Origin of the sequence: Nocardioides sp. NBC_00368, assembly GCF_036090055.1 — a bacterium.
In the GTDB taxonomy this organism is placed as follows: Bacteria; Actinomycetota; Actinomycetes; order Propionibacteriales; family Nocardioidaceae; genus Nocardioides.
Window position 1 is genome coordinate 4417709 of sequence record NZ_CP107970.1, and the last position, 11777, is coordinate 4429485.

Sequence of the window (11777 nt, forward strand, 5' to 3'; positions counted from 1 at the left end):
ACGATGAGCCCCGCCGCCGCCACCCCCACGGAGCAGCAGCTCGAGATCGAGGGCATGACCTGCGCGAGCTGCGTGCGTCGCGTCACCAAGGCCATCAGCCGTGTCGAGGGCGTCGAGGACGCCAACGTCAACCTCGCCACCGAGACCGCCCTGGTGCACTTCGATCCCACCCGCACCGACCTCGCCGAGATCAGCGCCGCCATCGAGAAGGCGGGCTATCAGGCGGTCCTGCGATCGTCGACTGTCGACAATCCGCAGGAGCCTCTGGAAGACGAGACTGCGTCGTCCGAGGCCGGTCGGGACGTACGCCGCGAGAAAGAGCTCGTCCAGCTCAAGCGGCGGTGGATCACGGCCCTGGCGGTGGGGCTCGGCCTGATGGCCCTGATGTACGTCCCGCTCCCCGTCGACGCCATGGAGCCGGTGATGTCGATCGTGCTCGTGGTCGCCGCGATCACCCAGTGGTGGGCGGGCCGGGACATCTACGTCGCGGCGGTGCGTGGCCTGCGCCACGGCTCCGTCGACATGAACACCCTGGTCACGCTCGGCACCGGCATCGCCTTCGCCTACAGCGCCTTCGTGACCCTGTGGATGGGGCAGGCCGAGGCGTGGGGCCTGCCGCTCCACCTCTACTTCGAGACCGCCCTGGTCATCATCGCCCTGGTGCTGATGGGCCGCTGGCTGGAAGCCCGGGCCAAGTCGCGTACGGCCGATGCGGTCAAGGCCCTCGTCGGGCTGATGCCGGAGGCGGCCACGGTCGTCCGCAACGGTCGTGACGTCACCGTCCCGGTCGCGAACCTTAAGGTCAACGACCGGATCCGCGTGCGCGCTGGGGAGAAGATCCCGGTCGACGGTCGCATCGTCGCGGGGGCGTCGTACGTCGACGAGTCCATGCTCACCGGCGAGAGCGACCCGGTGCGGAAGGCCGAGGGCGACATCGTCATCGGCGCGACGATCAACCAGACCGGCTCGTTCGAGATCGAGGCGACCGCGGTCGGCTCCGAGACCACGCTCGCGCAGATCATCGCGATGGTCGAGTCGGCGCAGGGCTCCGGCACCAAGCTGCAGCGCCTGGCCGACCGGGTCTCCGAGGTGTTCGTGCCCGCCGTCCTGGTCGTGGCCGCGCTGACCTTCGTCGGCTGGCTGGTCCTCGGCCCCGACGCCGACCGGCTCACCAGCGCCGTCACCGCGGCCATCGCGGTCCTCATCATCGCCTGCCCCTGTGCCCTCGGCCTGGCCACCCCGGCCGCCGTCATGGTCGGCGCCGGCCGCGCCGCCGAGCTCGGCGTACTGGTCGGCTCGGGCGAGACCCTGGAGCGTGCCCGCTCCGTGACCGCCATCGTCTTCGACAAGACCGGCACGATCACCCACGGCAAGCCCGAGGTCTCCGAGATCGTGCCCGCGGCCGGTTGGACCGCGGACGCCCTGGTCCGGATCGCCGCGGCCGCCGAGACCGGCAGCGACCACCCCCTCGCGACCGCGCTCCGCGCCCGAGCCGAGGCGTCACCCGCGTCGGCCGAGAAGTCACTCGGTGACGTCTCGGTCAGCGCGAGCGACCTTTCGATCGACGTACGTGACGTCTCGGCCGGCGCGCCCGACGTCTCGGCGTTCGAAGCCCATCCGGGACGCGGGATCAGTGCCGTTGTCGACGGACGCCGGGTGGTCGTCGGCAACTCGGCGATGCTGGCCGAGGAGGGCATCGAGGCCGCCGACAACGGCTCGGTCCTGGTCGCGGTCGACGGGGCGTACGCCGGGTCGATCCGGGTCGAGGACCAGGTCCGCGACGAGGCCAGGGAGACGGTCCGCCTGCTCGAGGAGTCGGGCGTCGAGGTGCACATCCTCAGCGGCGACGCGGCCACGACGGTGGCGAAGGTGGCCGACGAGGTCGGCGTACGCCACGCCGCCGGTGGTCTCCTGCCCGAGCAGAAGCTCGACCGGATCCACCAGCTGCAGGAGGACGGCAAGGTCGTCGCGATGGTCGGCGACGGGATCAACGACGCCCCGGCGCTGGCCCAGGCCGACGTCGGGATCGCGATCGGCACCGGCACCGACGTCGCCCTCGCCGCCTCCGACATCACCCTGGTCGGCGGCGACCTCCGCGGCGTGGTGACCGCGCTGGCGCTCTCCCGCCGCACGGTCGCGACGATCAAGCAGGGCCTGTTCTGGGCCTTCGCCTACAACGTGCTCCTCATCCCCGTCGCCGCCCTCGCCCTGCTCGATCCGGTCCTCGCCGGCGCCGCGATGGCGATGAGCTCGGTCAGCGTGGTCACCAACGCGCTGCGGCTGCGCGGCTTCCGGCGTCCCGAGACCCCCGAGGCGTACGCCGGCCGCGGCTTCCTCACCAAGGCTCGCGACGGCGGATATCTGCTGGTCACAGCGGTGGTGGCGCTCTCGATCGGGGCCGCGCTGACCTATCTGTCGCGCACCGAGCCGGCGCAGCGCGGGATGAACGGGATCCTGGAGTGGGCGCAGGGGATGAGCCCGATGCGGCCGTCGATGACGGAGATGCACGAGGTCGACATCGCCCCCGTCGCCTCCGACGAGTCGGGCATCGACGTGGCGATCACCCGGCGCGAGGGCGGGCTCCGGTTCCTGGTGACGGATGCCGGCACCGGCGAGCCGGTGACCGACCTCGGTCGCACCCACCAGGCATGGATGCACGTCATCGTGACCAGCGCGGACCTCTCCTGGTTCCGTCACCTGCACGCCGAGCCGACCGGTCGGCCGGGTGAGCTCGAGACCGACGTGACCTTCCCCGCCGGTGGCACCTACCGGGTCGACACCGAGTTCCGCCGGCGGGCCGACATGGCGGACGTGCTCGACCGCCAGCAGCTCACCATCGACGGTACGCAGCCTCCGGCCGTCCCGCTCGAGCCGAGCCCGCGATCGTCGACTGTCGACAATCTCACCGTCACCCTCGAAGGCACGCTGGTCGCTGACCAGCAGAGCGACCTGCACTTCCGCTTCGAAGACAACAACGGGAAGATTGTCGACGATCTACAGCCGTACCTCGGTGCGGCTGGACACGTGGTGGTCATGGGCGCGGACGGCGAGACGTTCGTGCACGGTCACGCCGAAGGCGACGAGCTGGCGGTCCCCGGGGCCACCTTCGGTCCCGAGCTCGGGCTGCACCTGGACGTACCGAAGGCCGGTCTCTACCGCCTGTGGGCCCAGTTCCGGCTCGGCGACGGCGAGGTGATCACGGTGCCGTTCACGGTCGAGGCCGTGGATTCGGCCACGGGTTCCGCTGGTTGATACGCTGACGCGTCCCTCTCCACAGACGGAGATGGGACATCGCATCAGCCCTCCTGCCATGGAGAGACCATGGCCGCCGAGTCCGTAGGAGGTGGAGAACGCTATGCGCGCCTATGAAGTAATGGTGATCCTCGAGCCCAGCCTCGATGAGCGCACCGTCGCCCCGACCCTTGACAAGTTCCTGAAGGTCGTCACCAACGATGGTGGCACCGTCGAGAACGTTGACGTCTGGGGACGTCGTCGTCTGGCCTACGAGGTCAACAAGAACGCCGAGGGCATCTACGCCGTCGTCAACCTGACCGCCGAGCCCAAGACCGTTCTGGAGCTCGACCGCCAGCTTGGCCTCAACGAGCAGATCCTGCGTACGAAGGTCATCCGCCCGTCCAAGTGACGCGGATGTCACCGTCGGTAATTGTCGGTGCCGGGTCCTATGTTTGGACCCACACGGCCAGTTCACATTTATTTGGAACTCCTGAACCGACACCGACACCCAGATCAGACTCAAGGGAGATCTCATGGCAGGCGACACCGTCATCACCGTGATCGGCAACCTCACCGACGACCCGGAGCTTCGCTTCACTCCGTCGGGTGCGGCCGTTGCCAACTTCACGATCGCTTCGACGCCCAGCAGCTTCAACCGGCAGACCAACTCGTGGGAGGACGGGGAGACCCTCTTCCTGCGCTGCTCGATCTGGCGCCAGGCTGCTGAGAACGTCGCCGAGTCCCTGCAGCGCGGCATGCGTGTCGTCGCTCAGGGTCGCCTGAAGTCGAGGTCCTACGAGACGCGTGAGGGCGAGAAGCGCACTGTCTTCGAGCTCGAGTGCGACGAGATCGGCCCCTCGCTCCGCTACGCGACCGCCAAGGTCACCAAGGCCAGCCGGCAGTCCGGCGGCCAGGGTGGCGGCGGCGGTTACAACCAGGGCGGTGGCTACAACCAGGGCGGCGGCTACGGCGGCCCCCAGGGTGGTGGCCAGCAGGCCCCGGCCGGCAACGACCCGTGGGCCTCGCCGGCTCCGCAGCAGCCCGCCAACGCGGGCGGCGGCGCGCCGGCCAACGACCCGTGGGCGACCCCGGGCGTGGGCAACGACGAGCCTCCCTTCTGATCAACAGATCCACATTCCGAATCCCTCAACCATTCCGGCGCATGCCGGGCTTCTAGAAAGGAAGCACCACAATGGCCAAGGCAGTGATTCGCAAGCCTAAGAAGAAGGTTTGCCAGTTCTGCAAGGAGAAGGCGACCGGTGTCGACTACAAGGACGCCACCCTCCTCCGTAAGTTCATCTCCGACCGCGGCAAGATCCGCGCCCGCCGCGTGACCGGCAACTGCGTCCAGCACCAGCGCGACGTGGCCATCGCCGTCAAGAACGCGCGCGAGGTCGCTCTGCTGCCCTACACCTCCACCGGTCGCTGAGGAGGATCGACATGGCTACCAAGATCATCCTTCAGCAGGAGGTCACCGGGCTCGGTTCCGCCGGTGACGTCGTCGAGGTCAAGGACGGCTACGCCCGCAACTACCTGATCCCGCGTGGCGACGCCATCCGCTGGACCCGCGGCGCCGAGTCGCAGGTCGAGTCGATCAAGGCTGCGCGCTCGGCTCGCTCCGTGCGCGACGAGGCTCACGCCGCCGAGATCAAGGGCAAGCTCGAGGCCAGCACGGTCAACGTGAAGGTCCGCGCCGGCAAGGACGGCCGCCTCTACGGCGCCATCACCGCCGCCGACATCGCCTCCGCGGTCTCCGAGACCACCGGCGAGTCGATCGACAAGCGCACCATCGCGCTGGGCAACCCGATCAAGTCCCTCGGTGCCCACGAGGTCTCCGTCAAGCTCCACGACGAGGTGTCCGCCAAGCTGGCCCTCAACGTGGTCCCCGCTTGATCTAGGGATTCACACAGGCCCGCCTCCTTCGGGAGGCGGGCCTGTTCGTTTTCGCCTCGGCTCAGAACTTGTTCGCGATCTCGGTCAGCTTGGCGACGTACCCCGGCCAGTCGTACTCCGACGGGATGTTGTCACCCGGCTTGCGCCAACCGACGGCGCCGTCGACCTCCTCACGGAGGATGTCGGCCTGGCCGCAGTGGCCGGCGAGATCGGCGAAGAGGTGCACCAGCATCTGGTGCAGGGTGACCTCCTCGCCGCCCCAGTGCGGCACGTGGCCGACGGCGTCGATCGGCAGCGCGTCGATCGTCTCGTTCCCGTGGGCGATGACGCGACGGTAGCGCTCGATGATCCCTGCGACCGTCTCGTTCTCGGTGGCGTACCAGTCCGCCTGCGGGTCGACCTCGAAGTCCTCGCCCGAGATCAGCTCCTCGGGATGCGGATAGGGACGATCGAACGTTGACCCCAGGTAGACGGCCTCGACCCCGATGACGTGCTTGATGATGCCGATCAGGTTGGTGCCGGTCGGCGTACGAGGCAGCCGGGCCTCTCGCTCCGACAGGTCCTCGACCTTGGAGATCAGCGCCTCGCGGCGCGCGTCGATGTAGGTCTTCAAGGTGCTCTTCGGATCAGCGGGCATGTGCCGACCTTCGCGCCAAGCGGGATCCGGCGCAACCGAGTATGTGGGACCGGTTGTCTCGAAACCTCATCGAAACACGAGGCGGCTCTATAACCTGTTCTCTTGCGGATCGCCGGGGATCCGCTGGCGGCCATTCGGGAGGTCCCCCATGTTGACCGATGACAACCGCGCCGTGCTGGGAAAGCTCGAGGAGGTCAAGCCGCACTCCAGGTGGATTCTCGGGGAGACGCTCGAGGTCATGCTGCACAACGGCGTCGACCGGCCCGCCGACGTGGCGGTGCGGATGAAGCTGCCGCCGTCGACGGCCGCCTACCGCGTACGTCTCCTCCGCGAGCTCCTCGGGCCGGACCTGCACGATCCGGCCGCGAGGCTGGCGATGATGCGGGCGTTGCGGTCGGCGTTGCCGCGGTGGCGGGCGGAGGCGGCGTACGCGAAGCGGCGCCGGGCGAGAGGTAACCGGGACACATGTTGTTGATATGAACGAAATAGTGCGGGTCACTGGTCCGGACCAGCCCGTGCGCGCCGCGCCGCTCCTAGCGTGATCGGCGGCCGAGACCACTCGGCCGACCCCACCACCAGAGGAGCGTGTCATGTCGAACATGTCCAAGCTGGCCAGATTCACCGTCGTACCGGTCGCTGCCGTCGCCGCGATCGGCCTCGCCTCCCCAGCAGCCTTCGCCGCCTCGAGCTACAACCTCAGCGCCGGCTCCGCAACCGCCGGGTCGAGCGTCGCCTTCGGAGCGCAGGGGAGCGGCATCACCTTCACCGATGTCACCGCCGGTGCCACGGTCACCTGCAGCGGCAGTTCGATCTCGGGCACCACGACCCCGGGCGATGCCATCAGCGGCACCGGGATCGCCGCGCTCGACGGATCCAGCGTCTCCTTCACCGACTGCACCGGCCCCGCGGGGATCGACTTCACGGTCACCGGGTCGGGCACCTGGTCGCTCGACGCCACCGGTGACACCGACGCGAACGGCTCCACCGCCGGCAGCATCAGCGGGATCGTGGCCAGGGTCAGCGGCTCCGGCTGCTCGTTCGACGCGTCCGGCTCGGTGGCCGGCGCCTACACGAACGGCGCCTCGTCGGGCACGCTCACCCTCAGCGGCAGCGAGCCCACCCTGACGCTGTCCAACGTGTCCGGCTTCCTGTGCGGTATCGCCGGGATCTCCAACGGCGACCAGGTCTCCTTCGCGGCGACCTACACCGTGAACGCGACCGACGCGGTCAACAACCCGATCCAGGTCACCAGCAACCCCTGATGCCAGGACTGGCTGGTCACCGTCGGCTCAGACGCCGGTGACCAGCCAGTGGTCGCTGCGCGCGCGGAGCGTCAGCACGACGAAGCGGGCGCCCATGAAGCCGATCGCGAAGGTGATCCACACCCACACCAGCCCACCGCCCAGCGCGACCGCCAGGGCGACCAGCGGGACATAGGCGACCAGGGTCCAGATCCCGCCCCAGGCCAGGTAGCGCCCGTCGCCGGCGCCGATCAGCACCCCGTCGAGCACGAAGACCACACCCGCGACGGGTTGAGCGACGGCCGCCACGATCAACACCGGCACCAGCAGGTCGCGCACCGCCCGGTCCTCGGTGAAGAGCGCCCCGAGGACGGGCGAGAGAGCAGCCAGAAGTACGCCGACAGCGACCCCGATCACGACGCCCCACCACACCATCCGGGCCGTGATGGCCCGGGTCTCCTGGGTATCTCCAGCCCCCAGCGACCGCCCGGTCAGCGCCTGCGCGGCGATCGCGATCGCATCGAGCACGAACGCCAGGAACGTCCACAGGGTGAAGGCGATCTGATGGGTCGCCAGCCCGACGGCCTGGTCGCCGACGGTGAGATGGGTGACGGCGTACGTCGTGACCAGGAGCGCGACGCGCAACGTCAGCGTGCGCACGACGAGGGCCACACCGGCGCGGGCGGCGGCGCGGATCCCGGGCGCATCCGGTCGCAGCGGCACCGACTCGGCGCGGGCGGCGCGCACCACGACGTAGGTCAGCATGCCGGCCGCCAGCACCTGCGCGATCACCGAGCCGATCGCCGAACCCGCGATCCCCAGGCCGGCGCCGTAGACGAGCGCGAGGTTGAGCACGATGTTGAGTACGTTGGCGACGACTGCCGCGACCAGCGGCGTCCTGGTGTCCTGGAGCCCGCGGAGCACGCCGGTCGCGGCGAGCATCATCAGCAGCGGCGTCACGCCGAGGACGGCGATCCGGAGGTAGGTCGTGGCCGGGCCGACCACGGCGTCGCCGGCGCCGATCGCCCGGCTGAGGGGCTCGGCCAGAACCATCACCGGGACGGTCACGACGATCCCGATGATGACGGCGAGCCAGATCCCGTCGATCCCCTGCCGGAGCGCACCGGCGGTGTCGCCGGCGCCGATCCGGCGGGCGACGGATGCTGTGGTGCCGTACGCGAGGAAGACGCAGAGACCGACGATCGTCTGGAGCACCACGCCGGCGACGCCGAGGCCGGCGAGCTCGCGGGTGCCGAGGTGGCCGACGATCGCGGAGTCCGCGAGTAGGAAGAGCGGCTCGGCGACGAGCGCCAGGAAGGCCGGGATCGCGAGCCGCCAGATCTCCTTGTCGAGGCCTCGGCGGTCGGTCTTCGAGTAGCTCGTCGCATCCGCCGGGGTCGTCACGGTCTCAAGGTTAAACACCGTCGGCGTGAAGCGTTGTTCAGGGCAGGTGGAAAACCTGTGGAAAACGTCGTTGCGGCGCTATGTCGACAAAACGCCTGACGTGGAACGACGATCCTGGGGGTAAATCCGGATGCGCTGCGTACTTTCTTCCGTCCACAGGACGTGAACTACGAAATCGCAGGTCAGAGTGCCTTTACCGATTGTGTTGCACTAGTTATGCACAGCCAGTTCCCCAGGCTGTTCACATTGACCAGGGTGTCGTCCACCGCTATCCCCTGGTTATCCCCAGGGCCTGTGGATAACCACCTGTCGCCGATGTGGTCTGCGACGTAGGGTCGCGGAGACTTGAGGTGTCGTCGAGGGTCGGCCCAGGACTGCGCGAGCAGAACTGTCGGTGCTCACCCGTAGCGTGGGAACCGGACCGACCGAGATCACGCCGCGACGATCCGCAGACCACGGAGGGGCAAGGGAATGAGCGTCACTGAGACCGGCTCGATGGACGGTCCGGGTGACTTCCCGGAGCCGCCCTTCGAGGAGTGGGGCGACGGCCCCGCTGCGTACGAACCGGGCAACGCTCCGCGCGCGGTCAACGACCGCACCCCACCGCAGGACATGGCCGCCGAGCAGGCCGTCCTCGGCTCGATGCTGATCTCGAAGGACGCCATCGCCGACGTCTCCGAGACGCTGCGCGGCACCGACTTCTACCGCCCGACGCACGAGACGATCTACGACGCGATCATCGACCTCTACGGTCGCGGCGAGCCCGCCGACATGGTCACCGTCGCCGACGAGCTGCGCCGCAAGGGCGAGCTGGAGCGCATCGGCGGCGCCCCCTACCTGCACACGCTCGCCTCCAACGTCCCGATCGCGGCCAACGCGGGCTACTACGGCGAGATCGTCCGGGAGAAGTCCGTCCTGCGCCGCCTGGTCGAGGCCGGCACCAAGATCGTGCAGATCGGCTACGCGGGCGAGGGCGAGGTCGACAACATCGTCGACGAGGCCCAGGCCGAGGTCTTCAAGCTCACCGACAAGCGCTCCGGTGAGGACTACTCCCCGCTCGCCGACATCATGGACGGCGTCCTCGACGAGATCGAGGCGATCTCCAACCGCGAGGCCGGCCTCTACGGCGTCCCGACCGGCTTCGCCGACTTCGACGAGCTCACCAACGGCTTCCACTCCGGCCAGATGATCATCGTCGCGGCCCGACCCGCGATGGGTAAGTCGACCCTGGCCCTCGACTTCTGCCGGGCGGCCTCGATCCACAACAACCTGACCAGCGTCTTCTTCAGCCTGGAGATGAGCCGTTCCGAGATCACCATGCGCCTCCTCTCCGCCGAGGCGAAGGTGCCGCTCAACCACATCCGCAACGGCAACATGTCCGACGACGACTGGAACAAGCTGGCCCGCAAGATGGGCGAGGTCTCCAGCGCGCCGATGTTCATCGACGACAGCCCCAACATGACGATGATGGAGATCCGCAGCAAGGCCCGAAGGCTCAAGCAGCGCCACGATCTCCGGCTCATCGTCATCGACTACCTCCAGCTGATGAGCTCCGGCAAGAAGGTCGAGTCCCGCCAGCTCGAGGTCTCCGAGTTCTCCCGTCAGATCAAGCTGCTGGCCAAGGAGCTCGAGGTCCCGATCATCGCGCTCTCCCAGCTCAACCGTGGTTCCGAGCAGCGCGCCGACAAGCGCCCGGCCGTCTCCGACCTCCGTGAGTCCGGATCGCTCGAGCAGGACGCCGACATGGTCGTCCTCCTCCACCGCGACGACGTCTACGAGAAGGAGTCGACCCGCCCCGGCGAGGCCGACGTGATCATCGCCAAGCACCGTAACGGCCCCACCCGCGACCTCGTCGTCGCCTTCCAGGGTCACTACAGCCGCTTCGTCGACATGGCCCACTGACGCCTGGGGCGACGCCGAGCTCGTTCCCACCACGGGGGCCGAGCTTTGGAACTACGCTGCGATGGGGCGCGGCACCCGACGGCCGCTGACCCTCGAGAGAAGGGTAGGTGGCTTGAGATGGTGCACGTGACGCGCGGCTTCACGGGCAGGCACCCTGCGACGGACGACCGACTGCCTCCTGGGCAATACCTGACCGACGACTTTCCAGTGCTGTCCGCCGGCCCGACACCCGCCATCCGAAGAGACGAGTGGACGTTCAGCGTCAGGGACGGAGACCAGGCGCTGCGATCCTGGACATGGGACGAGTTCACGGCCCTGCCCGCGGAGGACATCACGGTCGACATCCACTGCGTGACTCGTTGGAGCCGACTGGACACCACCTGGAGAGGTGTCGCCATCGACGATCTCCTGGCAGACGTCGACACCGCGGCCGAGTATGTGCTGGCTCGCTCCTACGGCGGCTACACCACGAACCTTCCGCTCGAGGACCTGCTCGACGGCAAGGCCTGGATCGCTTACGAACACGACGGGGACGACCTTCCCGCCGAACACGGCGGACCAGCTCGACTTCTGGTCCCGCACCTGTACCTCTGGAAGTCCGCCAAGTGGATCAAGAGCCTCGATCTCGTCGATGACGACGACCCGGGCTTCTGGGAGTCGCTCGGCTATCACGACTACGGCGACCCATGGCGCGAGCAGCGATACCAGGGCGACTAGGAGCGCGGCGCTGGCAGAGCGCCACCGTGACCGGAAGTCGCGCGGAGACGGCCACGGCCCACACCTTGTCCCTGCGGGTCGACGAATGGAGTGGCCACCTGCCCGGGCAGCACGTCGATGTGCGGCTGACCGCCCCGGACGGGTACCAGGCCGTACGCAGCTACTCACTCGCAGCGCCGGCCGACGACTGCGTCATCGAGATCACCGTGCAGCGCCTGCCCGGAGGCGAGGTCTCTGCCTTCCTCACCGACATCGCCATGATCGGCGACGAGCTCGAGGTCCGAGGCCCTCTCGGCAACTGGTTCGTGTGGGATCAGGACGACCCTTCGCCCGTTCTGCTCGTCGCGGGCGGATCGGGCGTCGTTCCCCTCATGTCCATGATCCGTGCTCGCGATGAAGCCGACATCCAGACACCATTTCACCTCATCCACTCCGTACGAACCCCGCAGGATCGCATCTACGGAGACGAGCTCACCCGGCTCGCAGCCCAGGCCGGAGGGCCTTCGGTGACGTGGCTGTACACACGCACCGCACCCCCGACCGAGACGCGTCCGCCAGGTCGACTCCGCCAGAACGATCTCGACGACGGAAGCAGCCGGACGTCGGGGGCAACGCCGACCTGTTTCATCTGCGGTCCCACCGGTTTCGTCGAAGAAGCGGCGAACCACCTGCTCGCAGCCGGGCACCATGCCGACCGGATCCGCACCGAACGTTTCGGCGGCCGGTGAGCGACGAGACCACTGCACCAC

General features: G+C 68.5%; 12 protein-coding genes. 10 read left to right on the forward strand and 2 right to left on the reverse strand.

The window, feature by feature from the left end; genetic code table 11:
* The first annotated feature begins 3 nt into the window (after positions 1-3).
* The 5 genes from OG984_RS21035 (at position 4) to rplI (ending at position 5127) form a co-directional block, all read left to right on the forward strand.
* On the forward strand, positions 4-3252 hold the full coding sequence (locus OG984_RS21035; RefSeq protein WP_328528136.1) for a heavy metal translocating P-type ATPase: 3249 nt from the start codon (positions 4-6) through the stop codon (positions 3250-3252).
* 103 nt (positions 3253-3355) lie between these two features.
* Positions 3356-3643, forward strand: a complete 288-nt coding sequence (gene rpsF, locus OG984_RS21040; protein WP_008355448.1) for a 30S ribosomal protein S6 — start codon at positions 3356-3358, stop codon at positions 3641-3643.
* Between the two features lie 124 nt (positions 3644-3767).
* Entirely contained in the window at positions 3768-4355 is a 588-nt protein-coding gene (locus tag OG984_RS21045) for a single-stranded DNA-binding protein (RefSeq protein WP_328528137.1), read from the forward strand.
* A gap of 71 nt (positions 4356-4426) precedes the next feature.
* Positions 4427-4663 (forward strand): 30S ribosomal protein S18, encoded by a 237-nt coding sequence (gene rpsR / locus OG984_RS21050; RefSeq protein WP_008355445.1) that lies wholly within the window; start codon positions 4427-4429, stop codon positions 4661-4663.
* An 11-nt stretch (positions 4664-4674) separates the two neighbouring features.
* Complete coding sequence (gene rplI, locus OG984_RS21055; protein ID WP_328528138.1) at positions 4675-5127, forward strand: 50S ribosomal protein L9; 453 nt, start codon at positions 4675-4677, stop codon at positions 5125-5127.
* 61 nt (positions 5128-5188) lie between these two features.
* Here rplI and OG984_RS21060 read toward each other — a convergent pair whose 3' ends face one another.
* Entirely contained in the window at positions 5189-5764 is a 576-nt protein-coding gene (locus tag OG984_RS21060; protein WP_328528139.1) for a DinB family protein, read from the reverse strand.
* 148 nt (positions 5765-5912) lie between these two features.
* On the opposite strand from OG984_RS21060, the gene OG984_RS21065 reads away from it, so the two are divergent.
* Together OG984_RS21065 and OG984_RS21070 are read left to right on the forward strand one after the other, a co-directional pair.
* A complete protein-coding gene (locus tag OG984_RS21065) occupies positions 5913-6239 on the forward strand; it encodes a helix-turn-helix domain-containing protein (RefSeq protein ID WP_328528140.1) in 327 nt (108 codons plus the stop codon).
* Between the two features lie 115 nt (positions 6240-6354).
* Positions 6355-7026: a hypothetical protein gene (locus OG984_RS21070; protein ID WP_328528141.1), complete on the forward strand. Its 672-nt coding sequence runs from the start codon at positions 6355-6357 to the stop codon at positions 7024-7026.
* A 27-nt stretch (positions 7027-7053) separates the two neighbouring features.
* On the opposite strand, the gene OG984_RS21075 is transcribed toward OG984_RS21070, so the two are convergent.
* Positions 7054-8409: an MATE family efflux transporter gene (locus tag OG984_RS21075; RefSeq protein ID WP_328528142.1), complete on the reverse strand. Its 1356-nt coding sequence runs from the start codon at positions 8407-8409 to the stop codon at positions 7054-7056.
* A gap of 471 nt (positions 8410-8880) precedes the next feature.
* Here OG984_RS21075 and dnaB point away from each other — a divergent pair, with 471 nt between their 5' ends.
* The 3 genes from dnaB (at position 8881) to OG984_RS21090 (ending at position 11756) form a co-directional block, all read left to right on the forward strand.
* On the forward strand, positions 8881-10311 hold the full coding sequence (gene dnaB, locus OG984_RS21080; protein WP_328528143.1) for a replicative DNA helicase: 1431 nt from the start codon (positions 8881-8883) through the stop codon (positions 10309-10311).
* 117 nt (positions 10312-10428) lie between these two features.
* Positions 10429-11028, forward strand: a complete 600-nt coding sequence (locus OG984_RS21085; protein ID WP_328528144.1) for a sulfite oxidase-like oxidoreductase — start codon at positions 10429-10431, stop codon at positions 11026-11028.
* Between the two features lie 26 nt (positions 11029-11054).
* On the forward strand, positions 11055-11756 hold the full coding sequence (locus OG984_RS21090; RefSeq protein WP_328528145.1) for a ferredoxin reductase: 702 nt from the start codon (positions 11055-11057) through the stop codon (positions 11754-11756).
* Positions 11757-11777: the final 21 nt, after the last annotated feature.